The sequence below is a fragment of the Microbacterium sp. CR_7 genome (genome assembly GCF_041954755.1).
In the GTDB taxonomy this organism is placed as follows: Bacteria; Actinomycetota; Actinomycetes; order Actinomycetales; family Microbacteriaceae; genus Microbacterium.
Genome location: NZ_JAVAYF010000003.1, coordinates 405,111 through 430,903 on the forward strand (window position 1 = coordinate 405,111; position 25,793 = coordinate 430,903).

Genomic DNA, 25,793 nt, shown 5'->3' on the forward strand with positions numbered 1-25,793 from the left:
GGCGGCGGATGCAGACGATCGGCGTTCTCGGCGGCATGAGCTGGGAGTCCTCGCTGGAGTGGTACCGGCTCGCGAACGAGAGGGTGCGCGACCGCCTCGGCGGCCATCACTCGGCGAGGATCGTGCTCGACTCGGTCGACTTCGCCGAGGTCGAGGCGATGCAGGCGCGAGGCGACTGGGATGCCGCGGGCGACCTCCTCGCCGACCGGGCTCGCGCCCTCGAGCGCGCCGGCGCGGAGCTGCTCGTGCTCTGCACCAACACGATGCACCTCGTCGCGGATCGGATCCAGGATGCCGTCGGCATCCCCTTCCTGCACATCGCCGATGTCGCGGCCGAGGCAGTGAACCGCGCGGGCCTGACGACCGTGGGGCTGCTCGGCACGGCCTTCACGATGGAGCAGCCGTTCTACCGGGAGAGGCTCGCAGCGCACGGCATCCGCACGCTCGTGCCCGACGCCGACGACCGTCGCGCGGTGCACGCGATCATCTACGACGAGCTCGTGCACGGCGAGATCCGCGAGGAGTCGCGACAGCGCTACCGCGAGGTCATCGACCGTCTCGTCGCGCGGGGCGCCCAGGGCATCATCCTCGGCTGCACCGAGATCGAACTGCTCGTCTCGGCCGGCGACTCCCCCGTGTCGGTGTTCCCTACCACCGCCCTGCACGTCGCGGCGGCCGTCGATCGAGCGCTGGGCGTCGACTGACGCGCGTGAACTTCTGCGGTTCAGGGTGACTTCTGCGGCCATCGCGCCGCGCGGAGACCGCAGAACGTGACGGAGGCCGCAGAGACGAACACTGCCGAACCGCGATCAGGCGGACGGAGCTGCCGTCGATGCCCTCACGATGAGCTGCGAGGCGAGCGGCGCCACGTCTCCCACCGTCCCACCGGCGAGGATCTGCAGAAGCAGGTCGACCGCGACCGACCCGCTGCGGTCGATCGGCATCCGCACCGTCGTGAGGGCGGGCGTCACGGCGCCGGCCAGATCGATGTCGTCGATGCCCACGATGCTGACGTCGGCGGGGCATCGGCGACCGAGCTCCAGCAGACCGGCCTCGAGGCCGAGTGCCACGAGGTCGTTGTAGGCGACGACGGCCGTCGCCCCGCTCGCCGCGGCGGGAGCGGCGGCCGCCCGACCGCCCTGGATCGACGCCGCCTGATGACTGAGCAGGGTGAGGCGGATGCCGTGGCGCTCGCACGCGCGGGCGACGGTGTCTGCGCGACGGATGTCGGCCCAGGATCCGCGCGGACCGGAGGCGTAGGCGATGTGCGTGTGCCCGAGGGCGGCCAGATGCTCGATCGCCTGGGCCGGCCCGTGCTCGGCATCCATGACGACGCAGGGGGCGCCGTCGATCTGGCGGTTGACCACGACGAACGGGGTGTCGCCGACGAGCGCGAGCACCTCGTCGTCGGGCAGACGCGGCGAGCACAGCAGCATCCCGTCGAGCTTGCGCGCCTGCTCTATCTGCTCGCGTTCGCGGCGCAGGTCCTCGTCGGCGTCGAAGACGACGATCCGGTGCCGTCCGTGCCAGGCCTGACCCTGGATCGCCTTGAGCAGGGTGCCGTAGACCGGGTTCGCGACGTCGGGCAGGATCACGCCGAACGTGCGGGTGGCCGTGGCCGCGGACTGCGGAGTCGCATAGCCGAGTTCGGACGCGGCTTCGAGCACGCGGCCGAGCGTTCCCGGGGCGAGGCGGTCGGGTTCGCCGAACGCCCGCGACGCCGTCGCGATGGACACGCCTGCGTGGCGTGCCACGTCCGTCAATGTCGCTGCCACGAGCACCCTCCGTCTTTCGTGCAATCCTACGATCCCCCTCGCTCATGTAAACGTGCTTGACAAGTTTGTACAACTCATACACACTCGTTTACATGACGATCATCGCCGATCACCCGCAGTGGTGCCCGGCCCACAGCGAAGGAGCCACCGCGTGAGCACTCCCGCCTCGGCCCTGAGCCGCACCGCTCGCATCTCGACCACCGCGCCGGCAGCCCCCGCCCGCGCCGGGATCCTGCACCTCGGACTCGGAAGCTTCCACCGCGCGCACCAGGCCGTGTACACCGCCGCCGCCCTGCAGGCCGAGGGCGGCGACTGGGGGATCGTGGGCGTCGCGTCGCGCTCCCGCACCATCGTCGACGCGCTGCACGCGCAGGACATGCTGTACTCCGTCGCGACCATCTCCCCCGACACGACGTCGCTCTCGATCCCCGGTGCGCACACCGACGCGTTCGTCGGTGCGGAGCAGCCCGACCGCGTCGTCGCGCAGATCGCCGACCCCGGCATCCGCATCGTCACCCTCACGGTCACCGAGAACGGCTACAGCTACTCGGCCGCCACCCAGCGCCTCGACCTCGACGACGAGACCGTGCGGGCCGACCTCCGCGGCGGCGCCCCGCGGTCGACCATCGGACAGCTGGCGCGCGGACTCCAGGCGAGGGCCGCCGCCGGCACGCCGATCTCGATCCTCAGCTGCGACAACCTCGCCGCCAACGGCAAGCACACCGAGAAGCTCGTCCGCGAGTTCCTGCAGGAGCTCCCCGGCTCCCAGGGCGCGGAGGCGCTGACCTTCCTCGACCACGCCGTCACCTTCCCGTCGAGCATGGTCGACCGCATCGTGCCGGCGACCACCGGCGAGCTGCGCACGCGAGTGAGCACGCTGCTCGGCGCGCGGGACGACATCCCGGTGCCGGCCGAGCCGTTCACGATGTGGGCGATCGAAGACGCCTTCGCCGCGGGTCGGCCCGCATGGCAGGCCGGCGGCGCCGTCTTCACCGACGAGGTCGCCCGCTACGAGCAGATGAAGGTGCGCCTGCTCAACGGCACGCACTCGCTCATCGCCTACCTCGGCGCACTGAGCCGCGTCGCCACGATCCCCGCCGCGATCGGCCTCGACGGCATCGAGCACGCGGCGCGCGCGGTGCTGCGCGACGAGTACGAGCCGTCGATCGAGGTACCTTCGGGAGTCGACATCCGCGCCTACGAGACCGAGCTCTTCGAGCGCTGGGCGAACACCGCCCTCGGCCACCGCACCAGCCAGGTCGGAACCGACGGATCGGTCAAGCTGCGCCAGCGCATCCCCGAGCCGGCGCTGCTGTCGCTGTCGCGCGGCGAGATGCCGCATCTCATCGCACTCACCGTCGCCGGCTACCTGTCGTGCATCGCCCCGCTGCCCGGATTCGACCCGGGTCTGCACGCCGCCGCGATGACGGATGCCGCGCGCGACCGCCTCGCAGCCCTCGCCTCCACCGCGCGGGACGGCCGCGAGCTCGCCCGCCGCGTGATCGCCGAACTGCACCTGTTCGGTGCCGAGCTCGGGGAGCAGGATGCTTTCATCGAGCGCGTCGGCGAGCTCACCGACACCATCCGTCGTCAGGGCGTCGACGCCGCGATCGCCGACGCCCTCGACGCCTCTCGGACCCCCACGAAGGAGCTGCAGCCATGAAGGCTCTCGCGATCCACGCCAAGGAAGACATCCGCTGGGAGGACCGCGAGGTCCCGAACCCCGGCGACGGAGAGGTCCGCCTACGTGTGAAGTACGTCGGCATCTGCGGATCCGACCTGCACTACTACTTCCACGGCGCGAACGGCGAGTACACGATCCGCGAGCCGCTGACGCCCGGACACGAGCTGTCGGCCGTCGTCGACCTCGATCCGTCCGGCCGTCTCGCCCCCGGCACGCCCGTCACCGTGCACCCCGCCCGATACGGCGCCTCCGTGCCGGGTCTCGAGGATCGTCCGCACCTGCGCGCGGGAGGCGACTACCTCGGCAGCGCGGCGGCGAACCCGCACCGTCAGGGCGGAGCATCCGAGCTGCTGATCGTCGAGGATCACATGATCCGCGTCCTCCCCGAGGCCCTGCCCTTGGAGCGCGCAGCCCTCGCCGAGCCGCTCGCCGTCGCGATCCACGCCGTGAGCCTCGCGGGCGACATCGGCGGGAAGCGCGTGCTCGTGATCGGTTCCGGCCCCATCGGACTGCTCGTGGTCGCCGCCGCCGTGCACGCCGGCGCCTCGATCGTCGGCGCGAGCGACGTGCGCGAGGAGCCCCTCGCGCGAGCGCAGGCCCTCGGCGCCACCGAGGTCGCCCTCGTCGGCCGCGACACGATCGACGACGAGTCGTACGACGTCGTGTTCGAGTGCTCGGGCGTCGGTGTCGCCCTGACCCAGGCCGTGCGTGCAGCGCGTCGTGCCGGCACCGTCGTGCAGGTCGGCATGCTCGCGAACGCCGAGATCGGGGTGAACCTCGCGCCCATGCTCGCGAAGGAGCTGACCATCCGCGGAGCGTTCCGGTTCTCCACCGAGATCGACGACGCGGTCGCGATGCTCGCCGAATCCGACGCGCTCGACCCCGTCATCTCCCACGTCCTCCCGGCATCCGACGCCGTCCAGGCCCTCGAGCTCGCTCGCGACTCGTCGGCCTCGGCCAAGGTCCTGCTGGCCCTCTAGCGGTACCCGCTGCCCCGCGCGCCCGAGCGCACATCACTACAAAGGAGTATTCCGATGAGCAGTTCCTCCCTCCCCGGTGCGGACGTGTCCGCCCCGCCGCCTGTCGCCAAGAGATCGATGGGCGACCTCGTCCGCGCCGCCGTCTCCGGTTGGCTCGGCACCGCGCTGGAGTTCATGGACTTCCAGCTCTACTCACTCGCGGCCGCTCTGGTGTTCAGCCAGCTGTTTTTCGCCGGCGACTCCCCCGGCATCGCCGTCGTGCTCGCGATGGCCACCTACGGCGTCGGCTACATCGCCCGCCCGGTCGGCGCGTTCGTGTTCGCCCGCATCGGCGACCGCATCGGCCGCAAGAAGGTGCTGTTCTACACGATCCTCCTCATGGGCGCCGCCACCACGCTTATCGGCTTCCTGCCGACGTACCAGCAGGTCGGCATCCTCGCCCCGATCCTCCTCGTGATCCTGCGCCTGGCCCAGGGCTTCGGCGCCGGCGCGGAGATCTCGGGCGCCGGCGTCATGCTCTCCGAGTACGCGCCGGACAACCGCCGCGGCATCGTGGCGTCGCTCGTCGCGCTCGGAACCAACTGCGGCACGCTGTTCGCGTCGGCGATCTGGGCGGTCCTGCTCGCCGTCATGCTCGAGTCCGACGTGATCGAGTGGGGCTGGCGCATCCCGTTCATCGGCAGCGCGGTCATCATGCTGTTCGCCCTCTGGGTGAGGTTCAACCTCAAGGAGAGCCCCGTCTTCGAGGAGCGCACCGACGTCGTCGACGGCAAGGCGCTCTCGCGCGACGAGGTCGTCAAGCTCGCCACCGAGACCAACGACATCCGCACCCTCGAGTCGCTCCAGCGCAAGCCGATCAAGGCCATCATCGTGTCGTTCCTGCTGCGCTTCGGCCAGGCGGGCAACTCCGGTCTCGTGCAGACCTACCTCATCTCGTTCATCACGATCACGCTCGCGATGTCGAAGGAGGTCGGCCCCGAGGTCGTCATCGTCTCGTCGCTGATCGGCTTCCTGACGATCCCGCTGATGGGCTACCTCGGCGACAGGTTCGGTCGCCGCCGCATGTACATCATCATGTCGTCGCTGTCGCTGCTGCTGATCGTCCCGACGCTGCTGCTGATCAACACGGCAGAGGTCGGCGCCGTCTTCGTCGGCTACGCGATCATCCACAACGTGTCGGTGCTCGGCCTCGCCTCCATGGAGAACATCTCTATCCCCGAGATCTTCGGCGCCCGCAACCGCTACACGCTCACCGCCGTGGTGCGCGAGATCGCCGCCATCGTCGCGACGGGCCTCGGTCCGATCATCGTCGCGGCGTGGGTCTCGGCGACGACCGGCAGCATCGTTCCGGTGATGATCCTCATGGGCGTGTTCACGGCATCCGCACTCGTGGCCGCCATCTGGGCTCCCGAGTGGACGGGGCGCGATCTCACCGATCCGCGCGCCGCCATGTGACGCCGGACGACCACCACTGACGGGGTGCGGCCACCGACCCGACGGCGGCCGCACCCGACCACACTTTCGACACGCAGGAGAAGACCATGGCCATCGAGCACGTCGACGTCATCATCACCAGCCCGGGGCGCAACTTCGTCACGCTCAAGATCACGACCTCCGACGGCATCGTCGGCTGGGGCGACGCGACCCTCAACGGCCGTGAGCTCGCCGTGGCCTCGTACCTCTCCGACCACGTCGCGTCGACGCTCGTCGGCCGCGACGAGGACCGCATCGAGGACACCTGGCAGTACCTCTACCGCGGACCGTACTGGCGCCGCGGCCCCGTCACCATGGCGGCGATCGCCGCGGTCGACATGGCGCTGTGGGACATCAAGGCCAAGAAGGCCGGGATGCCGTTGTACCAGCTGCTCGGCGGTGCGAGCCGCGAGGGCGTCCGCGTCTACGCGCACGCATCCGGAACCGACTACGAGGCGCTCAAGAACGCCATCGCGGGGTACGAGGAGCTCGGCTACACCGCCGTCCGCGTGCAGACCGGAGTGCCCGGGCTCGGCCAGATCTACGGCGTCTCGAACGCCGGCCCCGGCGTGCGCTACGACTACGAGCCGGCCAAGCGCTCGGGCGACCGCCCCAGCGAGGAGACCTGGGACACCCGCAACTACCTGAACCACATGCCGGGGATCTTCGCGCGCATCCGCGAGGACTTCGGCTCCGATCTGCGCATCCTCCACGACGGCCACCACCGCATGTCGCCGATCGAGGCCGCGCGTTTCGCGAAGGACATCGAGCCGTACGACCTGTTCTGGCTCGAGGACTGCACACCCGGCGAGGACCAGACAGCGCTGCGCCTGGTGCGTCAGCACTCCGCCACCCCGCTCGCGATCGGCGAGGTCTTCAACTCGGTGTACGACTACCAGACCCTCATCACCGAGCGGCTCATCGACTACGTCCGCTCCGCGGTCACGCACACCGGCGGCATCACGGCGATGAAGAAGCTGCTCGACTTCGCGGCGATCTACGGCATCAAGTCCGGCATCCACGGCCCGACCGACATCTCGCCGGTCGGCATGGCGGCGGCGCTGCACCTCGATCTCGCGATCCACAACTTCGGCATCCAGGAGTACATGCCGCACAACGAGCAGACGCTCGAGGTGTTCCAGACGTCGTTCACCTTCGACAAGGGGTTCCTGCACCCGGGCGAGACGCCCGGTCTGGGCGTCGAGCTCGATGAGGACGCCGCGGCCGGTCACGAGTACACCAAGGCGTATCTGCCCGTGAACCGCCTGCTCGACGGGACCGTGCACGACTGGTGAGCGTCCGGCCGTGGCACGTTCTGCGGCCGTGAGCATCTTCTGCGGCCACGGCATCCGCTCGTGGCCGCAGAAAGCGAGAATGGCCGCAGAAGTGACGCTCCGGAGTTCGCGGACCGGACGGCTCTGCGAGGCGCGTAGCCTCGAAGCATGTCGAAAGCCGTCGTGACTCCGCCCGCGGCATCCGATCTCCCGGCCGTCCGACCGAACACGCGCCTGCTCCCCCGGGCAGCCGTCGACTCACGGCCTCTTGCGCTCGCATACCGCCTGCTGGCGCTGGCGATCATCGCGACGGGAATCGCGCGGAACTCGCGCATCGTGGACGGAGCCATCGACCCCACGACGTTCCTCTACTACACGATGGTCAGCAACCTCATCTGCGGGGGATGGATGCTGTTGCTCGCCGTCCGCACGGTCGGCGACCTCCGGCGCCTCGGCGCCCGCGGCACGTCGACGCCGAGCGCCCGCTGGAGCGGCGCGGTGATGATGGCGATCACCGTCACGATGCTCATCTACCTGGTGGTGCTGGTGCCGACGCGATTCGACGCCGGGGATGCCGACGTCTTCTCCCTCACCGACAACCTCATCCACATCGTCACACCGGTGCTGCTGATCGTCGACTGGCTGCTGTTCGTTCCGAAGGGCGCGTTCCGGTGGAGCGATCCGGTGCTGTGGACGCTGATCCCGTACGCCTATCTCGTGTGGGCATTCGTCTACGGCGCGCTGGGCGGCGAGTTCGTGCCGGGCCAGCGCTACCCCTACCCCTTCATGGACGTCGATGCGCTCGGGATCCCCGGAGTCACGCAGTGGGTCATCGCGCTGTCGATCGCCCTGATCGTGGTGGGATTCGTGTTCGTCGTCCTCGATCGCGCGCTCGCGGCCCTCGCTCGCCGCGCCGCAGGTCGTTGAGCGAGTGAAGCGAGACGAGACGCCCCGCCTTCGCCCCCGCACCACGCCTAGTTGATGATCTCGGCCCGAGGGTCGGAGTGCAGGGCGGCGAGCTTCTCGCGCCAGTCGGCGAGCGCCTCGGGTGAGAGCCGCGTCCAGTCGTGCACCTCGCGCACGATGCGCAACGGCTCAGCGCTGCGATACGACCTCGTCGGATTGCCGGGGAACTTCTTGTCGGTGACGTTCGGGTCGTTCTCGAACTCCCCCATCGGCTCGACCTCGTACACGCGCGGTTCTCGATCGCCCGGAGCGAGCTCGGCCGCGAGGCCTGCGCCGTCGCGCAGCGCGGTGAAGTAGATGTGGTTCATCACGATCTCGGGCCGGTAGTTCGATCGGAACCCCGCAGTGAGGAGGTCGCCCGGCTGCAGATCGGCCTTCGTGCCGTGGAAGAACGGACCGTCATCGAGTGCGTCTGTCACCCGCACAGCCTACGACTGCGCGGGCGACCGACAGAAGGCGATCTCAGTCGCCGGAGCGACGCGTGCCGATCCCCGGCTCGTCATTGTGGATCGACTCGTCCTTGACCTCGCCCTTCGAGGCGGGGTCGACGCGGACCGCGCCGGCACCGCCGGAGTCGGCACCAGCGCCGCCCGCCGGCACGTCGTCCACGGCATCCGGGTCGTCTCCTCCGCGATCGTCGAGCATCTCGGCGATGCGGTCCTTCGGATCCGGCTCGGCCGCGGCATCCCGTGCGTCGCCGACGCTGTCCGCGTGACTCACTCTTCGACCCGCAGATCGTCGGGGGCGTCGCCGCTGTGCTGCGACCCCTCGTCCTCGGGAGCCAGGTCGCCCTGTCCGTCCTCGCCGATCTCGGCCTCGAGCGGCTCGTCGCCCTGCGTCTCGGGCTGCTCGGTGTCGGTCGGGAAGGTGCCGTCGGTCGGGTCCTCCGTGCGCGGCACGCCGGGCATCTCCGGCTCGAAGCTGTTGGCGAATGCGTCGATGTTCGTCATGGAGTCCTCCTATGTGGGTGGCGGACGTCCATGGTGACGCGGATCGGCGGCGAGCGCAGGGCGGTTGACAGCCGCGTCGCCCGGCTGTATCCCCGCCGACACCTCGGTGCGGCGCATAGTCTTGCCGATACACGACGAGGATGAGGAGAGACGGATGCTCGAAGCGAAAGACAGCGTGAGACTCGGCGATTCAGGGCTGAAGATCTCCCCCGTGGTGCTCGGATGCATGAGCTTCGGCGTTCCGGACCGCGGGGCGCACCCGTGGTCGCTCGACGAGGAGGCGAGTCGTCCGCTGATCCGGCACGCGGTCGAGGCCGGGATCACGACGTTCGACACGGCCGACGTGTACTCCGACGGCACCAGCGAGGAGATCGTCGGACGGGCTCTCGCCGACTTCGCACGGCGCGACCAGATCGAGATCGCCACGAAGGTGCACGGCCGCATGGGCCCGGGCGCCAACCAGGCGGGGCTCAGTCGGGGACACATCCTCAGCGGGATCGATGCGAGCCTGCGGCGCCTCGGCACCGACTACGTCGACCTGTACCAGATCCACCGCTGGGACCCCGAGACGCCCATCGAAGAGACCATGGAGGCGCTGAACGACGTCGTGCGCTCGGGCAAGGCACGCTACATCGGCGCCTCGTCGATGTGGACCTGGCAGTTCGCGACCGCCCAGCACGTCGCACTCCAGAACGGATGGACGCCGTTCGTCTCGATGCAGGACCAGTACAACCTGCTGCAGCGCGAGGAGGAGCGGGAGATGCACCCGTACTGCCTCGACTCCGGCGTCGGCGTGCTGCCGTGGTCGCCCCTCGCCCGCGGACGCCTGACCCGCGACTGGGACGACACGACGGCGAGGACCGAGTCGGATGCGTTCGGCTCGACGCTCTACCGGAGCGAGGAGCAGTCGAACCGCGCGATCGTCGAGGCCGTCGCGCGCGTCGCCCAGGCCCGCGGCGTCTCGCGGGCGCAGATCGCGCTCGCCTGGGTGGCGCAGCAGGATGCCGTGACCGCGCCGATCGTCGGAGCCACGCGCGTGGGGCACATCGACGACGCAGTGGATGCCGTCGGCATCCATCTCGAGGAGTCCGAGGTCGAGGCGCTGGAAGCCGCCTACACGCCTCGCGCACCCGAGGGGTTCTGAGCGCGACTCCGCCCCGCCGTCAGGCGCGCTGCCCGTCCCGCAGCTCTCGCAGCGCGTCCGTGACGAGGGCGTGGTCGTCGGCCGACGGCAGACCCGACACGGTCACCACGGCCACGACTCCCACGCCGCGCACGCGCACGGGGACGGCGCCGCCGGCGACGGCGTAGGCCGCCGCATCCAGCCATCCGGGCTCCATCGGGTCGCGTCCCCCCGCTGCCACTCGCGCTTCGAGCAGCGCCGTGCTGGTCTCGAAGCGCAGCGCGGTCGCCGCCTTCTTCGCCACCCACGAGTCGTTGTCGGCCGTCGCACCGGGGAGCGAGGCGTGGAAGAGCACAGCGGATGCGGTGCGGATGTCGACCGCGATCGGTGCCGACTCCGCCAGTCCGCGCTCGGCGATCGCGCGGCCGAGGCGCCACGCGTCGGCCCTGTCGAATCGATCGAGCTCGAGCTCGATGTGCTCGTGCTCGAGGCGGCTGAGCCATTCGTCGTCGGTCATCGTCGTCGATCCTTCCGTACCGAGGGTGCTCCCCCAGTCTGCCGCGTCGCGGCGGGCGTAGAGTCCGAGTGTGCCCGATCCTCGCCCCGCTCTCGTCATGCCGCCGCTCATCGACGAGCGGACGCGGCTGCTGTTCGTCGGCATCAACCCCGGGCTGCGTTCGGCCGAGGTCGCGGCGCCTTTCGCGCACCGCAGCAACCGGTTCTGGAAGGCGCTGCATGCCGCCGGCATCCTCGACCGGGTCATCGATGCGTATGACGGGGTGACGCCGGCCGATCGCGAGCGCATCCTGGCGCGCGGCGTCGGGGTCAGCACCCTCGTGCAGCGAGCGACCCGTGCGGCCGACGAGCTCGCGCCGGAGGAACTGGTCGCCGGAGTCGAGGATCTGCGGCGACTCGTCGCCGAGCACGACCTTGCGGTGGTCGCGATGCTCGGCATCGGCGCCTACCGCACGGGCTTCGGGCGACGGAAGGCCCGCCAGGGCGTGCAGGAGGAGACTCTGGGCGACGCCCAGCTTCGGGTGCTGCCGAATCCGAGCGGGCTGAATGCCGGGTCGACACTGGCCGACTTGGCGGCCGCGTTTCGCGAGGCGGCCGTCGCCGCCGGGATCGCCGTCCGACAGGAGGACACGCGATGACCGACACGGATGCCGAGCTTCGCGCCCTGCAGTCGCGGGCGTACGGGCGCGATGCCGACATCACCCGCGACCCCGAGGCGATGCGGCGCCTGGCAGATCTCGAAGCGCCTCAACCCGTCGAGGCGTCGGTCGCCGTCGCGCCTCACTCGACGACCGCCGTGTCGGCGCCGGAGTCGCAGTCCGCGGCTGCAGAGTCCGTCGATTCCGAGCCCGTGCCGCGCCCCGGGTTCTTCGATCCACGCCCGCGCACGGCGTGGATCGCCCTCGCGTGCGCGGCCGTCGCGGTCGTGGCAGCCGTCTCGGCATCCGTCGCCACGGCGTTCACCGCGGCCGCTCGTCCAGTCGAACCGGGACTCGTCGACACGATCGCCGTCGATCCCGGCGCGGACTGGTGGGACGCCCTCGGCGAGCGCACCGACGGATCGGTGCTGTTCGAGGACTGGTACGGCCTGACGTTCGTGCGCAACGAGGGCTGGAGCGAGATCGACGACCAGCGCTGTCTTCTGGGAGTGCCTACCGACACGGTCCGGTCGGCGTCGAACGGTTTCTCCGCGATCGGGATGGAGTGCTCCGCCGGCGCGTTCCCGGCATCCCTCCAGATCATCGTCGACGCCGGACAACCCGACGAACTCCGCGACCGCTTCCCCGAAGGGACGGCCCTGAAGTTCACGCTGCGCGGCGACACGGTCGAGGTGCGCGCCGACAGCGAGGACGGATGATGACGCCCTGCGACAGCAGTTGTCAACGTCTGGCCTCTCGGCACGGGGCGGCTTCTAGGCTGGAGTCATGACTGTTCCCACCATCGCCCTGAACTCCGGCCACTCCATCCCCCAGCTGGGTTTCGGCGTCTTCCTCGTGCCCGCGGATGAGGCCGAGAAGGCCGTCTCCGAGGCCCTCGAGGTCGGATACCGCCACATCGACACCGCCGCGATCTACAAGAACGAAGAGGGTGTCGGCGCCGCCATCGCGAAGAGCGGCATCCCCCGCGACGAGCTGTTCATCACCACGAAGCTCTGGAACGACCGTCAGTCCGGCGAGCAGCCGCACGACGCGATCCGCGAGAGCCTCGACAAGCTCGGCCTCGACTACGTCGACCTGTACCTGACGCACTGGCCCACGCCCGAGAAGAACACCTACGTGAACGCGTGGACCAAGCTCATCGAGATCCGCGACGCGGGCCTCTCGCGCTCCATCGGCGTCTCTAACCACCTGCCCGAGCACCTCGACCGACTGGTCGCCGAGACCGGCGTCGTGCCCGCCATCGACCAGATCGAACTGCACCCGGCCTACCAGCAGCGCGACGTGCTCGCCTGGGCCGAGAAGAACGGCACGAAGATCGAGTCGTGGGGTCCGCTCGGCCAGGGCAAGTACCCGCTGTTCGAGAACCCCGCGGTCGCCGAGGCCGCCGAGGCGCACGGCGTCACCCCGGCCCAGGCCGTGATCCGCTGGCACCTGCAGAAGGGCTTCATCGTCTTCCCGAAGTCCAGCCGCAAGGAGCGCATGCAGCAGAACTTCGACGTGTTCGGCTTCGAGCTGACGGATGCCGAGATCGCCGCGATCGACGGACTCGACCCGCTCGACGGCTCCGGCCGCGTCGGCTCGCACCCGCTCGAGTTCAACTGATCGAGCGCGCAGGTCGCTGACGGAGAGGGGCGGATGCCGGGTGAGCGCCCGGCATCCGCCCCTCTCTCGTGGTTGCCGGTCCGAGCTCAGCCGCTGAGCGACCGCAGGCTGCCGAACACGAGACGCGGCCGCTCGTCCGTGTGCAACAGCGTGAAGAGGGTGCGCGTGCACGTGCGGCAGCGCACGATCGCTGCACTGTCGTCGAGCTCGACGACGGCTTCGGCCAGGCACGCGTCACTGCCGCATCCGTCGCACGTCCCGCGCAGCGCGGTGACGTCGATGCCGAGGATGTCGAGCACCTGACCGGCGATGGCGTTGCCGTCCACGCGGGCGGCGGGGTGTTCGTGACTCATCAGCTGCCTCCGAATCTCTCGGTGCGCACGCGGTCGGGTTCGTGCCCGAGCTGCACGAGGATGCTCGACACGTGCTCGACGAATCCGGTCGGCCCGCAGACGAAGACGAGCGGACGCCGATCCGCCGGCCAGACGGCGTCGGCGACGGCATCCGCGTCGAGCCTGCCCGCCCTGCCGTTCCAGCCGGCCGGAGCCGATCGGGTGTACGCCCAGCGCACATCGACCCCCGCGTCGTCGGCGGCCAGTTCCGCGCCGAACATCGCATCGTCCGCGCTGCGCACCGAGTAAAGCAGGCGCATCGACGACCCGACGCCCGCAGCATGCGCCGCGCGCACCATCGCGACGAGCGGGACGATGCCCGACCCGCCGGCGATCAGCTGCACCGGCCCCGCCTGCCCGGGCCGCCAGACGAAGAACTGCCCGAGCGGACCCTTCACCTCGAGCTCGTCGCCGACCATCACGTCGCGCACGAGGTAGGGCGAGACCTCTCCGGTCGGGATCTCGTCGACCCCGAGCTCGATGACGGTCGAGTCACCTGACGACGCGAGCGAGTACGAGCGCACGGCCTGATAGCCGTCCTCGGCGGTCAGCCGCACGTCGACGTGCTGGCCCGGATCGTTCCCCGGCCAGTCGGACACATCGAGCAGGATGCTGCGCGACGACGCCGTCTGCTCGGTGACACCGACCACGCGTGCGGGGCGCCATCCGGCGACGATCACCAATAGCGTTCCTCGGTCCAGGGGTCGCCGTGCATGTTGTAGCCGTTCTGCTCCCAGAATCCGGGGGCGTCCTCGTCCATGAGGGTGAGGCCCCTGACCCACTTGGCGCTCTTCCAGAAGTAGAGGTGCGGCACGATGAGCCTCGCCGGTCCTCCGTGCTCGGGGTCGAGTGGTTCGCCCTCGAACTCCGAGACGATCCACGCCTGTCCGCCGAGCAGGTCGTCGAGCGGGATGTTCGTGGTGTACCCGCCGTAGGAATGGGCCATCGCATACGACGCACTCGTGTCGACGTCGGCCAGCAGGGTGTCGAGCGACACACCGCGCCAGTTCGTGCCGAGCTTCGACCAGCGGGTGACGCAGTGGATGTCGGTGTGCACGTCTTCGAGGGGCAACGCGTGCAGCTCATCCCAGGTCCACGAGGTCAGAGCGCCGCCCTCGTCGCGGATCCCGAAGCTCCACTCCGACGTGCCGATCCGCGGCGTGGGGCCGGCGGACAGCACCGGGAAATCCTGTGTGAGGTACTGCCCGGGTGGCAGGTTCGGCTCGCTCTCACGCCGTCGCCCGCCGAAACCCCGCGAGATCACAGCCATCTGTCATCCTCTCCCGTACGCATGGCGCCAGCTTGGCGCGATATACGGGTCTGCGCAAGGCGACGGGAACTCGGGAGCGGATGCCGGACATACCGTTGTATGAAGACCACCGATCTCGTCGTGCTCCGTGTCCGCTGCGCCGCCCTGATCGAGCAGCACTACCGCGATCCCCGCGTCGGCCCCACGTGGCTGGCTCGCGAGCTGTTCGTCTCGCGTCGCCACTTGGATCGCGCGTTCATCGGCCGGCCCAGTGTGGCGGAGCAGCTCGCGCGGCGTCGGCTCGAGCGGGTGATCACGGTCTCGACGGCGCACCCCGCCGTTCCCCTGGCGCAGATCACCCCTCGCTGCGGTTACGGCACTTACGAGACGTTCCGCGCCCACTGCCATCGCTATCTGGGGTGTTCGCCACGGGAAGCCCGCGAGGCGGGTCTCCGTGCGGTCGTGCACCCCGAGGCAGCGTGAGCATCCGAAGGCGTACGTCCCGGACGGACCGTAGACTCGAAGCGATCGGTCGTGCTGAACAGCCGACTCCGAAGATCGAGGTGAGGTCGTGCCGGGAAACGCAGCGTCAGGACTCCCCGGTGATGGGGAACTCCTCTTCCGCTTGTCGCGCGGTGACGAGCCGGCGTACCGCCTCCTCCACGACCGCCATCAGGGCGCCGTCTTCCGCGTCGCCCTCGTCCTCATGCGCACGACCTGGGACGCCGAGGAGGTCGCCGCGACCGCGTTCTTCGAACTCTGGCGCAAGCGGGCCAAGGTCCGTGTGGTCGACGACTCGGTCCTTCCCTGGCTGCTGGCGACGACCTCGTTCGCCGCGAAGAACAGCATGCGCTCGCGCCGCCGATACCACCGGCTGCTCAGTCGGATCCCGCGCGACAGCGACGTGCCGGATCATGCCGACGAGGTGGCGCACGCGATGGACACCCTGAAGATCTCCCATCAGATCAGAGAGGCGCTTCTCGAGCTGAATCACAAGGATGCCGGTGTCGTCGTGCTCTGCATCGTCCACGAGCTCCCCACGGCCGAGGCCGCTGTGGTCCTGGGCATCCCGGAGGGCACCGTGAAGTCGCGTCTGTCGCGGGTGAAGGCCCGGCTGCGTGGTTCCCTGCAGCGATACGCTCCCACCGCAGAGGAGGCGAACGCGTGAACGACCGTCTTGGCGGCATGCCGCATCACCGTGAGGTGCAGGATCTTCTGGTCGAGCAGATGCGGCGTGACCTCTCTCGTCCCGTCTGGTGGAAGACGCTGTGGGGTCGACTGTCCATCGCCGGCGGAGTGCTCGTGCTTGCGGGCGCGGGTGTCGCCGGGGTCGTGCTCCTCGACGAGAAGCCGGTGAGCGAGACCGGCATCGTGCACTGCCTGGAGGGCCCGTACCGCAACCCTGACGGCACGCTGTCGGGGGCGGCGGCCAGCGTCGCCACCCCCGACGGAGTACTCGCGATCGAGGACGCCGAGGCTATGTGCGTGCAGATGTGGGAGGCGGGCGCCTTCGAGGACAACGATCCGCTGTCGGCCACGCCCACTCCGGGCACGGCACCGGCGGAGTTCACGACCTGCGTCACCGATGAGGGCGAGGCGGCCGTGGTTCCCGGCGTCATCGAGTGCTCGGTGCTGCGACTGCACCCGTATCAGCCGAACGAGCCCACAGGACGGTAGACGATCGACGACGTCTTCCCGGCGAGCGCGCCGAGCGTCGCGCAGTACGGGGTGCACGTGATCTTCGATCCGGTGTAGCTCGTGCCGTCGTACTGCGACGACCAGCAGTTGCTGAGACCCTCCGCCGAGTAGACGTTGTTGTTCCAGGTCGCTGCGAGTGTCGGGAACCCGAAGGTCACGCCGTAGCATCCGCTTCCCGATCCCCAGTGGATCAGCGCGGTGCCGCCGCGCGACGTTCCCGTGTACGCCTTGCCGACGATGACTGTCGATGCGGTGGCGAACGACGAGCGAGCCGCGGCCGCCGGAGCCGGGAGCTGCTCGAGATCGCCAGGCGCTCCGTCGGCGATGAACTGCTCCGCCTCCGCCACCGTGTCGAAACAGGAGATCACGGTGGGTATCTCCTCGGGCAGTGGCACACCGTCTGGGACGGCGACTCCGCCGACCGTGCACACGGCGGGTGGATCGGATGCCGCGAGAGCGGGTGCGGGGGCGGAGACGGCGACGCCGATGATGAGCGCTGCCGCCACGGATGCGATTCGTCGATACATGGAAGCTCCTCCGATGGGGGTGGGATTCGCTTCGGTATGTCCGAGCCGCGAGGCGCGGTTCCGCCCGGGGACGGAGGATGCTGCGGTGATCCGCGTGATCACGCGGCTGGCGCGAGGAAAGTTGGCGCGATCTCTGTAGCCGGCGCGCGCGGTGAACTGGATCGTGGCGACCGCCGACTGCAGGATTTCGGACAGCGCGGTCACCGCCCGTGGCCGCGACCGTGCGCGGCTTTCTAGGCTCGACGGATGGCGCCTCAGTCAGACGACCAGGGAGACATCCTCCGCGTAGCGACGGAGAATGTCGCCGCGGCCGACGAGAGATTCCGGTCCGTGCACGTCGGTGCGTCGATCGACGACATCATCGACGACTTCCGCGTGATCGGCCCGCTCGTCGACCTCGACGACGCCGGAATGCGCGCGTACGCGGAAGCGGTCACCGCCGGGCGGCCGTTCACGCTCCCCGTGGTCACGCGCGATCTCCCGCAGGAGTAGCGAGCTCGCTGGGCGGCTCCGGCCAGAACCCCCAGGCGGGCGGCGCCTCGGGGCGAGCGGATCAGGGCACGAAAAAAGGCCCGGTACGAAACCGGGCCTTCATCGCTGTGACGTGATTGCGATACTCGATCTGGCCGCGTGATTCCGCGGGTTTTCGCGACCCCTGATTTCGGCGTTATCGCGGCTCTATCGCAAGATTTTCGGGAGCCTTTCGCGGCGTTTTCGTGGCGCGGTCGGACAGCCCCGATATCCGCGTGATTCCGGGGGCTTCCGAGGCATCGAAGCCGACCTTCGATCTCCGGCCCGCTGTGGCGACGCTCATGTGGTCACGTGGCGCACGTAGACCGCGCATGTCCTCTTCATGGACATTCAGCAGGGGCACCGCGAGGTGCCCGACCCCAACACCACCTCCCCCAACCCTCCCGCAGGCGTCCCTCGGCCACTCCCAGACGAGTCTGACCCCCAGGTTCGTCGTCAGATCATCGAGCGGGCTTGCGCCAGCTCGAAGCTCGAGGGCTTCGTTCCGGACGAGTCCGACGTCGCTGCGGCGATGGACTACATCAGGGGTCGCGCGACCCTTGAAGGCCTGCTGGCGCGTCTGGACGCCGAGCACGGTGTCCGCTGAGTTCGTCGACCCGTACGTCTATACGGGCACCAGCGTTCTCCGCAACAAGCTCGGTCTCCTGGACCCCGCGCTGCTCAGTGCCAGCGAACACCGGTACGTGACCTTGCGGCAGGTGCAGCTCGAACGGCGCCCTGTCGTCAGCACCTTCGACCTGCAACACCTTCGAGCCATCCACCGAACTCTGTTCCAGGACCTGTACGAGTGGGCCGGCGAGCTTCGCACCGTCAACATCTCGAAGAACGGCGACAGCTTCCATCACGCAGCGCAGATGCACAGCGCATCGGAGTACACGTTCGGCTGGTTGCGTGAGAGTGGCCTTGCGACGACCGAAGTACTCACCAACCCCGAGTTCGTGTCTCGCTCCGCCGAGTTCCTCGCTCGACTGAACTACATGCACCCGTTCCGCGAAGGCAACGGTCGAACTCAGCGAGCGTTCCTCAACGACGTCGCGTCGCTCAAAGGCCGCGCCTTCGACTGGCGGAGTGTGACACCGGAGGAGAACACCGCCGCGTCGAAAGCATCGCACGAGAGTGGTACCGGGGAACCATTCATCAGCCTTTTCACGCGCATCGTTCGCCCGGCTGCGGGCGATAACACCGGTCCTGCGCGTGCGCGCCGACGCTCGACCGCCGTCATGACGGCACCTCTCGGTGCGCCGAAGCGGACCGCGGAACGTTGCGGCGCTCCCACGACCAACGGAACGTGGTGCCGACGCCGCGGAGCGTGCCCCTTTCACCAGTAGAGACGAAGAGGACGACCAGGTTGTCCTGGTCGTCCTCTTCGTGATTCACGCGCTGGTGATCTCGACGTCTGGATCGTCGTCGATGTCGAAAGCGATGGCGCCTCGGGGAGCAATCGGCAAGAGGACGCCTTCACCCAGAACCTTTGCTGTGGCTGTGCTGACGCCTTCGCGGAGGTACGGGTAGATCGTCATCGCCGCTACCTCGTTGGCGAACATCATGACGTCGCGTCGGGTCGGCTGGTATCCGCCGGTGAGGTTGTACTCTCCGGAGACCACCACCGCGGCGGTGCCAACTGTGTTCTGGATATCCGCCCTCAGGCGAACTCCGAAATCGTCGTCCGCGAGCCTGAACTGAATGCCGATCTCCGCGTTGGAGAAGTCAGCCGGCATACCCTCCGGTGTCTCTTCGTGCCGGCGTACGCTCTGCTCGTGAAAAAAGACTCCACCGAGCTCGCAGTTGGCAATCAGCGCATGAACACGAGCCTTATCGGTCTCGCTCAGCTCACCGGCCACTAGACGACCAGCGCGAACTCGGACCGCTTCGGCTCCGACCACTCTGCGGTGCTCGACGGCGCGTGCGCCGCGACGCCCGAGGTAGCGAAGCGCCAGGTAGCGCCCTGAACGCCTGGCACGTCGTTTGACTCCCAGCGGGAAGAGCTGGCCATATAGATGGACTGACCGGCGTCGACGGTCACGCGGTGCTCGACAATGGCGCCGACGGCGTTGGCGTACCGTCGAAGAGTCGAAAGCTTGGGGTCAGCGTCGTAGCGTTCAATCTTGGCCACTGCCTGTGCAGTGATGCCGAGCTGCTCCGCGACCTTCTTCTGGGTCAGGTTCGCCCTGCGGCGAATGCGGACAAGCTCGGCGCGCATGTCTCGGTCTTCGCGTGCAAGAACCTTCGCACGGGCACGCACGAGCTTCATAGGCGGGATGGACTTGGCGAGCATGGGGAAAATGTTGCTCATGTCGACATCATACGCACACAACCTGAAGGTTGAGTAGGGGCGTTACGCCCAGTTTATCGATTCGCCTAGCAGGTGGATGGAGATCGCCTGCGCGAGTCCGTCAGTCTGGGCATCGTCGCTCGACTTGATGTGTCGGTGGAGCGCGATGAGGTTCTTCGGCCTGACTACAGGCTCCGAGTGATAGAAGCGAAGGTAGGTGTGCGGACGCTTCAGCCCGGACTTGAGGCGAAGTTCGAAGATCTCAGGCTTGTGCGTGACGGGCTTGATCTTGGTGTGGTTGTCGCCGGTGTCTTCGAGCTTGCCCTCGGATGCCGCCTCGAAGAGTTCATCGATCTCGCCCTCTTCGTGCGCTCGGGAGAAGTCGTTGAGACCAGCGAGCCATTCCTCGAACTCGACCATCTGGACGTGCGTCGGATCCTCAGCATGGATCCATGTGTACGGCGCGCCGCTCTCGATACAACACCGCGAATCGCTACCGGTGCGATTCGCGAGCGTCATACCGAGATGCTACTGGGCGGGACCGACATGTCGGCGCGCGATAGCAGAGGAGGGCCACCCCGACGGGGCTGCCCTCCTCTGCTTCTAACGTCAGTCCTCGTCGGGAACCCAGTCAGCCGGGTCGTTGCTGATGAACCGGCACCGTCGCGCGATGGCGAGGCGGGTCTCGTGTTCGGACGTGAACGGTCCGTCGAGGACGCGGACGATGGCTGCGAGCAGGAGGTCACCGTGGACGGCGATGCGGAAGTCCGGGATGTCCGTCGGCGCGATGCCGGTGCGAAGATATGCCTCCTGCTGGTTGCGCAGGCGGTGACCATCGTGGCGCTCGCGCACCGCGGGGTAGAGGGACTGCCCGAGGATGCACGCGAAGACCTCGTTCGGGTCGAGGCCCTGGAACTCGAAACCGACCACCGCCGCCCACTCGTGGACGAGGGTCCAGTGCCGGAACCCGTTCGGGTCGAAGAGGTCCTTCAGCTCGAGCACGAGGTGGCCCTCGTCGGTCACGTGGGAGGGGTCATCGCGCTCGTACTCGCCCCAGCGGAGTTCGAAGTCGGTGCCGAGCGCCTTGTTGATGGCTGCGACGGGGGTCAGGGTGTTGCTGGTCTTCATGGCCAGTTCCTATCTGTCGAGCGATGTGAGGCGAGGAGGGTTAGGCGGCAGACGAATGAGCGTGGCCAGCGTGGCTAACCCGCTCCTCAGCGAGCCGGCGGATGGTCGGGGTCAGCCGCGGCACAACCGCGCAGTCCAAGACGAAGCTGGAGCGGTGCTTCCGCGTCGAGCGCAGGCGCTGCTTGTACGCGGCGGGGCAGGCGAGCACGTTCGGCCGAGCGTTGGCGATGGGGGCGGGCGTGGTCTTCATGTGGTTCTCCTTCGTTGATGGGGTTGGTGGTCAGCTGGCGATGAGGTCTTCGCGGTCCGGTGTCCGCACCTCGCCGGTCGGGGTGAGCATGAGTCGCTTGGGCTTGTAGTCCGCGAGCGAGGCTGGGGTGAAGGACTTTGACCGACGAGTGACGTCAGATTTCTTCTTGCGCCGCGCTTCCTTCCGGGCCCACGCCAGGGTGTACCTGCGGTTGGCCGAGACCAGTGCCATGGCGGCGAACACGGACGCCGCGGCGAACCCGCGCGTCTGGCGGAGCTTGGGGTTCGAGAGCGCTTCCTTGGCGCCGTCCTTCACGACTCCGTTGAAGCGCTCGATGTCCGAACGGTCGGCACCGTGGGTGGCTCGCCACAGTCGGGACTTGTAGGGGATGTCCTGGAGGTAGCGGATGCTCTCGTCGAAGGGAATCTTGATGCTGCTCTTCGTGCACACAGCATCCCGCTCGTGCGCGGCAGGGGGACGCACAACCTCATCCCGTTCCTTATCGGTCGCCTCCCGATGAAGTTCCCGCAGCGGGCATTCCAGCGTCGCGCTCTTCCCGATGGCGGGGCACCGCATCTCCCATGCTCCGGTCTCGTCGGGCTTGCGCGCACGGTGCAGCATCCAGTTCCTCCGCTCGTCCACACGCGCACGGTAGGTCTCCTTGTCGATTTCTCCCCGGCGGAAGAGCGGCGTTGCCCGCAGGAGGCCGTCTCTGGTCATCGGGCAGAACAGTCCTCCATCTGCGATGGGCGCTCCGCCAATCTGCCCCTGAAGGCCGCTGGCGTCACTCGCTGTGTTCGACTCCTTCCGGTAGTCGGTGACAGGGGTGTAGCCGAGTGCGCGGATGGGCAGGGCGAATCGCTTCGGCTTCTGCTTGGCCCAGTAGTCCTTGTCGCCCGTGCATCGACCGGCCGGGTGCCCGCGCTCGACGATGGACGCGAGCATGTCCACCGTGTCGGGTGCGACGGCGTCCCGGATGGGCGTCGAGAGCTTCATTCCGATAGCGAAGACGGGGTGAGGAACCGGTCCGGTCTTTCGCCCGATGGCGTCGTGGGGGACGCCGACGGCAAGGTTCAGGGCGTACGCCCATTCGAAGTCGCGCGAACGCGCGTCGTCCTTGTGGCGGAACTCGGGTGCCGAGTTGTACCAGTCGGCCATCCGTTCCATGATGACGGCGTCGGGCTCGATTTCGATTCCCTGTCCATTCTTCCGCTTCCAGCTGGGTCGACCCCGCTTGCTGACGGCGGCGACCTTCGTCTGGTCGATGGAGACGTCACCCTTCCAGGCATCGCGTGCCTTCTCCGGAAGTTCAAGAAAGCTCATCTCGAGGAGAGCGTTGCAGAACCAGTCGAGCCGAGCGCGCTTGAGCTCCTGCACCTTCGGGTCCCACTGCGAGACGACGTAGGCCCATTCGTCCCGGTTCATGGTCTCGCGCGGTGCCGGATACGGGTCCATGAGCTCGAGGAGGCTGTGGAAGCAGCGCCAGGTCCGGTCGTACCACTGCGTCGGCTCCTTGTCGGGGTCCTTCGCCGGCCGAATGCTGGCGAGGCCGAGCATCTCGAGTCCTTGCGCGCTCAGTCGTCGGTAGAAGACATTGGACATCTCGGTGACGAGCTGAGGAGCGTGCTCGGTGCGAAGCAGCAGCATCACCGCGAGGAGGGCGCGGTAGTTCAGGACCGGTGGTCGACCGCCGACTCCGAAATCGTCCTTCCGCCAGCCTTCGACCGCCTCGACGATGGGGACGAGCGACAGAGAGTTCAGCGCCATCTCGACCTCTTCGTCCGGGAAGACGGACGTGCGCTGGCTGCGGGCGAAGAGGGCGCTCCGGGTGAGTCGTCCGAGCGTGTTCACGCGTCACTCCTTTCGTAGAGGCGATTGATGATGTCCTCGGGGCTGGATGCTGGCTGCAGGTGCTCGACGTATCGGTCGAGGGTGCGTGCGGTCTTCTGCGCGGTGAGGGCGAGGAAGTCCTGAACGCCGATGCCGCGATGGAGGAGGTCGATGGTCCACGTCGAGCGCAGGCGTCGCGGGCTGACCGACGAGCCGGGGAGGGCATGGAGGAAGTTGAGGATGGTCGTCCCGGGCTTCTGGTGGCGAGCGACATCGGGGAGCAGCAGATAGTCGTCCGGGTTGACGCCGACCGTCAGGTACTCTCGCCACGTCGGGAGGAGGTAGCCGGTTCGCGCGTATTCGCCTCCGACATGGACCTCCGGAAGCATGACGTCGCGGTTGCGCAGGCCGGCCATCTCAGTGGTTCCAAGTCCGGCACCGACGCCGAGCGCGATGATGCTCTTGCTGGTTGTCCTCATCCGTTCTGTCGAGTACGTATTGGCGACGGACAGCCACGACGCCAGCTCCGCTGCCGTGTACGGAACTGAGTTGGTGTTCTCGTGCGACGGGTTCCCGGGCTTCACTCCCGTGTAACCCTCGACGGCACGAGCGAGGTGCGTTTCGTGTCGGATGCGCGCCGAGGAGGTGAGGTCCTTCTGCGCGGCGATGTAACGACGCACTGCGTTCTTGGTCAACAGGTCGTCGAGGTTGAGGTCGCGTGCCCCGACCTTCCAGGCCCAGATGATGAAGTGGGTGAGCACCAACATCATTTCTCGGGTGCGGTCCCAGCTCTTCGGCCGAGTGGCGTTGGTCGCTTCGAGCACGAGCGGCCTCACCTCTTTCCAGTGCTTGGTGTCACGCGGGACGTAGAGCTCCATGAGTTCCTCGATGGAGTGGTTAGAAATATAACCACCATCCTCCGACATAGCATTGACGTCATGCCCCGTCCCCGCCGCGAGAGCCCCGCCGACCTCGTCGACGGTTGGCCCGCCGGCGAGGCCAGTACCCCCGAGGCCGAGGTTGCCCGCCTCATCGTTCTCGACCTCCGTGCTGGCATCGCCGAGCACGGCGTTCGAGGCTTCGCCGAGCTGGTCGGCATGAACCACGCGACGCTGCTTGCCGTCAGCGCGGGCCGCACCTGGCCGAGCCTGCAGCTCATCGTCGGGATGGAGCGCGCTCTCGGTCGAGCGGTCTGGCCGCGGCCAGTGTGACGGGGTTTTCTGTCCCTTGGGCATTCGTTCTCCTGATTGGTTGAATCAGGGGACCTATGCGGGACGCCGTCGCAGATCGGCATCTTTTCAGGAGTTCTGACGAGCGGTTGCCGAAGCGAGCCGCTGTCGCAGGTCTTATGGCGATACAGCTGTATTAGATTGGGCGGATGCCAGCTCTCATCGACGCCGCGGGTCGCCGACGAGAACTCATCGACGCGGCCTGGCGGGTGGCAGGCGATGAAGGCCTCGGCGCAACGACTGTTCGACGGGTCGCCCTAGCTGCAAAGCTGTCACCGAGCGCGGTCCAACGTTCGTTCCCGACCCACGCCGCCCTGCACCGCCTCTTGGCGGGAGAGGTCGTCCGCCGTAACCGAGCGGACATGCAGGCAACGCACGGATCAACCCCGGCAGACGCACTGATGGCCCTGTTGCCGACGACCCCTCCACGCCGCGAGGTCCTCACGCTGGCTACCCAGATGCGGCACTCGGCCCACATCCTCTCGGAGTACCCAGTGGCAGCGGCTCAGGTTCGCGCCCATCTCCTGTCCTTCTGTGAGCACCAGTTTCGCCAGAGCGCCGGTCTTGGTCCGACTGCGAACTTGAACGGGATCAGCGGAATGGCGGCTGTGCGGCTTCAGGTCGTCTTCGATGGCCTCACCACGACATTGCTCGAGGACACGACAGTCACCGGAGCGCCGGACTTTACCCTGATCCGGGGGCTACTTCTACGGGCACTGCCTCCGGGCCGCTCGTAGTCGCATGTCGGCGGTCCCGTGTAGATCCGTCGACCATGACTTCTCACCCCATGGTGGAGCCTCTCGCCTCCGAATGCGCGCGACTTGGCCTGGCCACTCCATACAGCGAGGCGGACATTCGCTTCGCTGTGATCCCATTTCTCCGCTGGGCGCTCGGTCCCGCCGGCTTCGACCCGGACCTCGAGCTGATCTTCACGACTCGGAACATCGAGCGATTCATCACAGTGGCGATGGGGCAATACTCCAAGGGTTCACTCGGCAACCTTCGTGGCCGGCTGTTCAGGATCTCGGAGCGGATCGCCGACCCCCGAGATCGTCGACGACCGGTTAAGGCGCTGCCATCCGCTGACCCAGCGATGCCGTACACGACCGCGGAGGTGGCCGCCCTACGGTCTTGGGCCTGGACGCAGACAGGCGAGCGGGCGGTCAGCGCGATGAACCTCCTCGCGCTCGGTCTCGGCGCGGGACTGTCCACGAGCGAGATCACGAACCTCCGAATCGAAGATGTCGTTCAGTCCGAGCACACCGAGATCGCCATCCGCGGCGTTCGTCCACGAACGGTGACGATGCTCGACCTCTGGGCGAGCGACCTCACGCTGGCGGAAGAGGAACCCCACCGCTTCGTCTTCCGCCCAGGTCGGCAGTCCACCAGCAAGAACGTTGTCTCACATTTCGTCAGCCGTGCGCCGGGACTGCTCAGACCCCAACCGCAGCGGCTACGAGCGACCTGGATCGTGCGTCACCTCGAATCGGACACCAACGTCGTCACGCTGATGACGGCCGCTGGTGTGGACTCCCTGGAGGCATTCACGCGGTACGTCGGGTTCGTCACGGCGCCCGACGAGAGGGCGTCCAGACGCCAGCTCGCGCGGCCCGCGCGCCTCCTCGCCGAAGAGAGCGTCGGCGGCAAGTGAAGACGACACGCTGGACCGTAACGTCTGCGTCCGC

35 protein-coding genes are annotated in these 25,793 nt (G+C 68.1%); 19 read left to right on the forward strand and 16 right to left on the reverse strand.

Annotation, left to right across the window (positions count from 1 at the left end):
- Positions 1-8: 8 nt before the first annotated feature.
- Positions 9-704, forward strand: a complete 696-nt coding sequence (locus RAC81_RS08095) for an aspartate/glutamate racemase family protein (RefSeq protein ID WP_375081884.1) — start codon at positions 9-11, stop codon at positions 702-704.
- A gap of 105 nt (positions 705-809) precedes the next feature.
- Here RAC81_RS08095 and RAC81_RS08100 read toward each other — a convergent pair whose 3' ends face one another.
- Positions 810-1,754 (reverse strand): LacI family DNA-binding transcriptional regulator, encoded by a 945-nt coding sequence (locus tag RAC81_RS08100; protein ID WP_375081885.1) that lies wholly within the window; start codon positions 1,752-1,754, stop codon positions 810-812.
- A 172-nt stretch (positions 1,755-1,926) separates the two neighbouring features.
- Between RAC81_RS08100 and RAC81_RS08105 the strand changes: the two genes are divergently transcribed.
- From RAC81_RS08105 to RAC81_RS08125, 5 genes are all read left to right on the forward strand, one after another.
- A complete protein-coding gene (locus RAC81_RS08105) occupies positions 1,927-3,438 on the forward strand; it encodes a mannitol dehydrogenase family protein (protein ID WP_375081886.1) in 1,512 nt (503 codons plus the stop codon).
- Positions 3,435-4,439 carry an L-idonate 5-dehydrogenase gene (locus tag RAC81_RS08110; RefSeq protein WP_375081887.1) on the forward strand — a complete coding sequence of 335 codons (1,005 nt, stop codon included), beginning with the start codon at positions 3,435-3,437 and terminating at the stop codon, positions 4,437-4,439. Before RAC81_RS08105 ends, RAC81_RS08110 begins: the two co-directional genes overlap by 4 nt.
- A gap of 54 nt (positions 4,440-4,493) precedes the next feature.
- Complete coding sequence (locus tag RAC81_RS08115; protein ID WP_375081888.1) at positions 4,494-5,894, forward strand: MFS transporter; 1,401 nt, start codon at positions 4,494-4,496, stop codon at positions 5,892-5,894.
- Positions 5,895-5,980: 86 nt separating this feature from the next.
- On the forward strand, positions 5,981-7,207 hold the full coding sequence (gene manD, locus RAC81_RS08120; RefSeq protein ID WP_375081889.1) for a D-mannonate dehydratase ManD: 1,227 nt from the start codon (positions 5,981-5,983) through the stop codon (positions 7,205-7,207).
- A 147-nt stretch (positions 7,208-7,354) separates the two neighbouring features.
- Positions 7,355-8,113, forward strand: coding sequence for a Pr6Pr family membrane protein (locus RAC81_RS08125; protein ID WP_375081890.1), 759 nt, complete (start codon positions 7,355-7,357; stop codon positions 8,111-8,113).
- Positions 8,114-8,160: 47 nt separating this feature from the next.
- Here RAC81_RS08125 and arr read toward each other — a convergent pair whose 3' ends face one another.
- From arr to RAC81_RS08140, 3 genes are read right to left on the reverse strand one after another with little or no spacing between them, the layout of a single operon-like run.
- A complete protein-coding gene (gene arr, locus RAC81_RS08130; protein ID WP_375081891.1) occupies positions 8,161-8,571 on the reverse strand; it encodes an NAD(+)--rifampin ADP-ribosyltransferase in 411 nt (136 codons plus the stop codon).
- A gap of 43 nt (positions 8,572-8,614) precedes the next feature.
- The gene (locus RAC81_RS08135) at positions 8,615-8,872 is read right to left on the reverse strand and encodes a hypothetical protein (RefSeq protein WP_375081892.1); all 258 of its coding nucleotides are present in this window, start codon (positions 8,870-8,872) and stop codon (positions 8,615-8,617) included.
- Complete coding sequence (locus RAC81_RS08140; RefSeq protein ID WP_096714121.1) at positions 8,869-9,102, reverse strand: hypothetical protein; 234 nt, start codon at positions 9,100-9,102, stop codon at positions 8,869-8,871. Before RAC81_RS08140 ends, RAC81_RS08135 begins: the two co-directional genes overlap by 4 nt.
- A gap of 154 nt (positions 9,103-9,256) precedes the next feature.
- Between RAC81_RS08140 and RAC81_RS08145 the strand changes: the two genes are divergently transcribed.
- A complete protein-coding gene (locus tag RAC81_RS08145) occupies positions 9,257-10,246 on the forward strand; it encodes an aldo/keto reductase (protein ID WP_375081893.1) in 990 nt (329 codons plus the stop codon).
- 19 nt (positions 10,247-10,265) lie between these two features.
- On the opposite strand, the gene RAC81_RS08150 is transcribed toward RAC81_RS08145, so the two are convergent.
- Positions 10,266-10,742, reverse strand: coding sequence for a heme-binding protein (locus RAC81_RS08150; protein WP_375081894.1), 477 nt, complete (start codon positions 10,740-10,742; stop codon positions 10,266-10,268).
- 70 nt (positions 10,743-10,812) lie between these two features.
- On the opposite strand from RAC81_RS08150, the gene RAC81_RS08155 reads away from it, so the two are divergent.
- The 3 genes from RAC81_RS08155 (at position 10,813) to RAC81_RS08165 (ending at position 13,002) form a co-directional block, all read left to right on the forward strand.
- A complete protein-coding gene (locus RAC81_RS08155; protein ID WP_375081895.1) occupies positions 10,813-11,379 on the forward strand; it encodes a mismatch-specific DNA-glycosylase in 567 nt (188 codons plus the stop codon).
- On the forward strand, positions 11,376-12,098 hold the full coding sequence (locus RAC81_RS08160) for a hypothetical protein (RefSeq protein WP_375081896.1): 723 nt from the start codon (positions 11,376-11,378) through the stop codon (positions 12,096-12,098). The genes RAC81_RS08155 and RAC81_RS08160 overlap by 4 nt, the downstream gene beginning before the upstream one ends.
- Before the next feature lie 67 nt (positions 12,099-12,165).
- The gene (locus RAC81_RS08165) at positions 12,166-13,002 is read left to right on the forward strand and encodes an aldo/keto reductase (protein WP_375081897.1); all 837 of its coding nucleotides are present in this window, start codon (positions 12,166-12,168) and stop codon (positions 13,000-13,002) included.
- Positions 13,003-13,088: 86 nt separating this feature from the next.
- On the opposite strand, the gene RAC81_RS08170 is transcribed toward RAC81_RS08165, so the two are convergent.
- From RAC81_RS08170 to RAC81_RS08180, 3 genes are read right to left on the reverse strand one after another with little or no spacing between them, the layout of a single operon-like run.
- Positions 13,089-13,355: a DUF6510 family protein gene (locus tag RAC81_RS08170; RefSeq protein WP_375081898.1), complete on the reverse strand. Its 267-nt coding sequence runs from the start codon at positions 13,353-13,355 to the stop codon at positions 13,089-13,091.
- Positions 13,355-14,074, reverse strand: coding sequence for a ferredoxin reductase (locus RAC81_RS08175; protein ID WP_375081899.1), 720 nt, complete (start codon positions 14,072-14,074; stop codon positions 13,355-13,357). The genes RAC81_RS08170 and RAC81_RS08175 overlap by 1 nt, the downstream gene beginning before the upstream one ends.
- Positions 14,071-14,664 carry a sulfite oxidase-like oxidoreductase gene (locus tag RAC81_RS08180; RefSeq protein WP_375081900.1) on the reverse strand — a complete coding sequence of 198 codons (594 nt, stop codon included), beginning with the start codon at positions 14,662-14,664 and terminating at the stop codon, positions 14,071-14,073. Before RAC81_RS08180 ends, RAC81_RS08175 begins: the two co-directional genes overlap by 4 nt.
- 99 nt (positions 14,665-14,763) lie before the next feature.
- On the opposite strand from RAC81_RS08180, the gene RAC81_RS08185 reads away from it, so the two are divergent.
- The 3 genes from RAC81_RS08185 (at position 14,764) to RAC81_RS08195 (ending at position 16,320) form a co-directional block, all read left to right on the forward strand.
- On the forward strand, positions 14,764-15,126 hold the full coding sequence (locus RAC81_RS08185; RefSeq protein WP_375081901.1) for a helix-turn-helix domain-containing protein: 363 nt from the start codon (positions 14,764-14,766) through the stop codon (positions 15,124-15,126).
- A gap of 88 nt (positions 15,127-15,214) precedes the next feature.
- A complete protein-coding gene (locus RAC81_RS08190; protein ID WP_375081902.1) occupies positions 15,215-15,811 on the forward strand; it encodes an RNA polymerase sigma factor in 597 nt (198 codons plus the stop codon).
- Entirely contained in the window at positions 15,808-16,320 is a 513-nt protein-coding gene (locus RAC81_RS08195; RefSeq protein WP_375081903.1) for a hypothetical protein, read from the forward strand. The genes RAC81_RS08190 and RAC81_RS08195 overlap by 4 nt, the downstream gene beginning before the upstream one ends.
- Here RAC81_RS08195 and RAC81_RS08200 read toward each other — a convergent pair.
- Positions 16,293-16,868: a hypothetical protein gene (locus RAC81_RS08200; protein ID WP_375081904.1), complete on the reverse strand. Its 576-nt coding sequence runs from the start codon at positions 16,866-16,868 to the stop codon at positions 16,293-16,295. The two genes, RAC81_RS08195 and RAC81_RS08200, sit on opposite strands and share 28 nt — an antisense overlap.
- A gap of 246 nt (positions 16,869-17,114) precedes the next feature.
- On the opposite strand from RAC81_RS08200, the gene RAC81_RS08205 reads away from it, so the two are divergent.
- From RAC81_RS08205 to RAC81_RS08215, 3 genes are all read left to right on the forward strand, one after another.
- Positions 17,115-17,360, forward strand: a complete 246-nt coding sequence (locus RAC81_RS08205) for a hypothetical protein (protein WP_375081905.1) — start codon at positions 17,115-17,117, stop codon at positions 17,358-17,360.
- A gap of 361 nt (positions 17,361-17,721) precedes the next feature.
- Positions 17,722-17,985 carry a hypothetical protein gene (locus tag RAC81_RS08210; protein ID WP_375081906.1) on the forward strand — a complete coding sequence of 88 codons (264 nt, stop codon included), beginning with the start codon at positions 17,722-17,724 and terminating at the stop codon, positions 17,983-17,985.
- On the forward strand, positions 17,975-18,727 hold the full coding sequence (locus tag RAC81_RS08215) for a Fic/DOC family protein (RefSeq protein ID WP_375081907.1): 753 nt from the start codon (positions 17,975-17,977) through the stop codon (positions 18,725-18,727). Before RAC81_RS08210 ends, RAC81_RS08215 begins: the two co-directional genes overlap by 11 nt.
- Positions 18,728-18,772: 45 nt before the next feature.
- On the opposite strand, the gene RAC81_RS08220 is transcribed toward RAC81_RS08215, so the two are convergent.
- The 7 genes from RAC81_RS08220 to RAC81_RS08250 form a co-directional block, all read right to left on the reverse strand.
- Positions 18,773-19,240 carry a hypothetical protein gene (locus tag RAC81_RS08220; protein ID WP_375081908.1) on the reverse strand — a complete coding sequence of 156 codons (468 nt, stop codon included), beginning with the start codon at positions 19,238-19,240 and terminating at the stop codon, positions 18,773-18,775.
- Entirely contained in the window at positions 19,240-19,692 is a 453-nt protein-coding gene (locus RAC81_RS08225; RefSeq protein WP_375081909.1) for a helix-turn-helix domain-containing protein, read from the reverse strand. The genes RAC81_RS08220 and RAC81_RS08225 overlap by 1 nt, the downstream gene beginning before the upstream one ends.
- A 42-nt stretch (positions 19,693-19,734) precedes the next feature.
- Positions 19,735-20,190, reverse strand: a complete 456-nt coding sequence (locus RAC81_RS08230) for a hypothetical protein (protein ID WP_375081910.1) — start codon at positions 20,188-20,190, stop codon at positions 19,735-19,737.
- A 90-nt stretch (positions 20,191-20,280) separates the two neighbouring features.
- Positions 20,281-20,799 carry a hypothetical protein gene (locus RAC81_RS08235; RefSeq protein WP_375081911.1) on the reverse strand — a complete coding sequence of 173 codons (519 nt, stop codon included), beginning with the start codon at positions 20,797-20,799 and terminating at the stop codon, positions 20,281-20,283.
- Between the two features lie 40 nt (positions 20,800-20,839).
- Positions 20,840-21,049 carry a hypothetical protein gene (locus RAC81_RS08240; RefSeq protein ID WP_375081912.1) on the reverse strand — a complete coding sequence of 70 codons (210 nt, stop codon included), beginning with the start codon at positions 21,047-21,049 and terminating at the stop codon, positions 20,840-20,842.
- 30 nt (positions 21,050-21,079) lie between these two features.
- Positions 21,080-22,900, reverse strand: coding sequence for a hypothetical protein (locus RAC81_RS08245; RefSeq protein WP_375081913.1), 1,821 nt, complete (start codon positions 22,898-22,900; stop codon positions 21,080-21,082).
- Positions 22,897-23,805, reverse strand: coding sequence for a hypothetical protein (locus tag RAC81_RS08250; RefSeq protein ID WP_375081914.1), 909 nt, complete (start codon positions 23,803-23,805; stop codon positions 22,897-22,899). Before RAC81_RS08250 ends, RAC81_RS08245 begins: the two co-directional genes overlap by 4 nt.
- Positions 23,806-23,817: 12 nt before the next feature.
- Between RAC81_RS08250 and RAC81_RS08255 the strand changes: the two genes are divergently transcribed.
- From RAC81_RS08255 to RAC81_RS08265, 3 genes are all read left to right on the forward strand, one after another.
- Positions 23,818-24,090, forward strand: a complete 273-nt coding sequence (locus RAC81_RS08255) for a hypothetical protein (RefSeq protein ID WP_375081915.1) — start codon at positions 23,818-23,820, stop codon at positions 24,088-24,090.
- A 167-nt stretch (positions 24,091-24,257) separates the two neighbouring features.
- Positions 24,258-24,845 (forward strand): TetR family transcriptional regulator, encoded by a 588-nt coding sequence (locus RAC81_RS08260; protein ID WP_375081916.1) that lies wholly within the window; start codon positions 24,258-24,260, stop codon positions 24,843-24,845.
- A 50-nt stretch (positions 24,846-24,895) separates the two neighbouring features.
- Positions 24,896-25,759, forward strand: coding sequence for a hypothetical protein (locus tag RAC81_RS08265; RefSeq protein WP_375081917.1), 864 nt, complete (start codon positions 24,896-24,898; stop codon positions 25,757-25,759).
- Positions 25,760-25,793 lie beyond the last annotated feature (34 nt).

Bases quoted from the DNA above. Each gene is read 5' to 3' on its own strand.
- RAC81_RS08165 (WP_375081897.1), top strand. From the start codon at position 12,166: ATGACTGTTCCCACCATCGCCCTGAACTCCGGCCACTCCATCCCCCAG.
- RAC81_RS08170 (WP_375081898.1), bottom strand. From the start codon at position 13,355: ATGAGTCACGAACACCCCGCCGCCCGCGTGGACGGCAACGCCATCGCC.
- RAC81_RS08250 (WP_375081914.1), bottom strand. From the start codon at position 23,805: ATGTCGGAGGATGGTGGTTATATTTCTAACCACTCCATCGAGGAACTC.
- RAC81_RS08205 (WP_375081905.1), top strand. From the start codon at position 17,115: ATGGCGCCTCAGTCAGACGACCAGGGAGACATCCTCCGCGTAGCGACG.
- RAC81_RS08235 (WP_375081911.1), bottom strand. From the start codon at position 20,799: ATGAAGACCAGCAACACCCTGACCCCCGTCGCAGCCATCAACAAGGCG.
- RAC81_RS08260 (WP_375081916.1), top strand. From the start codon at position 24,258: ATGCCAGCTCTCATCGACGCCGCGGGTCGCCGACGAGAACTCATCGAC.
- RAC81_RS08240 (WP_375081912.1), bottom strand. From the start codon at position 21,049: ATGAAGACCACGCCCGCCCCCATCGCCAACGCTCGGCCGAACGTGCTC.
- RAC81_RS08255 (WP_375081915.1), top strand. From the start codon at position 23,818: ATGCCCCGTCCCCGCCGCGAGAGCCCCGCCGACCTCGTCGACGGTTGG.
- RAC81_RS08150 (WP_375081894.1), bottom strand. From the start codon at position 10,742: ATGACCGACGACGAATGGCTCAGCCGCCTCGAGCACGAGCACATCGAG.
- RAC81_RS08180 (WP_375081900.1), bottom strand. From the start codon at position 14,664: ATGGCTGTGATCTCGCGGGGTTTCGGCGGGCGACGGCGTGAGAGCGAG.
- RAC81_RS08115 (WP_375081888.1), top strand. From the start codon at position 4,494: ATGAGCAGTTCCTCCCTCCCCGGTGCGGACGTGTCCGCCCCGCCGCCT.
- RAC81_RS08200 (WP_375081904.1), bottom strand. From the start codon at position 16,868: ATGTATCGACGAATCGCATCCGTGGCGGCAGCGCTCATCATCGGCGTC.
- RAC81_RS08140 (WP_096714121.1), bottom strand. From the start codon at position 9,102: ATGACGAACATCGACGCATTCGCCAACAGCTTCGAGCCGGAGATGCCC.
- RAC81_RS08185 (WP_375081901.1), top strand. From the start codon at position 14,764: ATGAAGACCACCGATCTCGTCGTGCTCCGTGTCCGCTGCGCCGCCCTG.
- RAC81_RS08145 (WP_375081893.1), top strand. From the start codon at position 9,257: ATGCTCGAAGCGAAAGACAGCGTGAGACTCGGCGATTCAGGGCTGAAG.
- RAC81_RS08225 (WP_375081909.1), bottom strand. From the start codon at position 19,692: ATGAGCAACATTTTCCCCATGCTCGCCAAGTCCATCCCGCCTATGAAG.
- RAC81_RS08110 (WP_375081887.1), top strand. From the start codon at position 3,435: ATGAAGGCTCTCGCGATCCACGCCAAGGAAGACATCCGCTGGGAGGAC.
- RAC81_RS08210 (WP_375081906.1), top strand. From the start codon at position 17,722: ATGGACATTCAGCAGGGGCACCGCGAGGTGCCCGACCCCAACACCACC.
- RAC81_RS08095 (WP_375081884.1), top strand. From the start codon at position 9: ATGCAGACGATCGGCGTTCTCGGCGGCATGAGCTGGGAGTCCTCGCTG.
- RAC81_RS08230 (WP_375081910.1), bottom strand. From the start codon at position 20,190: ATGACGCTCGCGAATCGCACCGGTAGCGATTCGCGGTGTTGTATCGAG.
- RAC81_RS08125 (WP_375081890.1), top strand. From the start codon at position 7,355: ATGTCGAAAGCCGTCGTGACTCCGCCCGCGGCATCCGATCTCCCGGCC.
- RAC81_RS08265 (WP_375081917.1), top strand. From the start codon at position 24,896: ATGGTGGAGCCTCTCGCCTCCGAATGCGCGCGACTTGGCCTGGCCACT.
- manD (WP_375081889.1), top strand. From the start codon at position 5,981: ATGGCCATCGAGCACGTCGACGTCATCATCACCAGCCCGGGGCGCAAC.
- RAC81_RS08160 (WP_375081896.1), top strand. From the start codon at position 11,376: ATGACCGACACGGATGCCGAGCTTCGCGCCCTGCAGTCGCGGGCGTAC.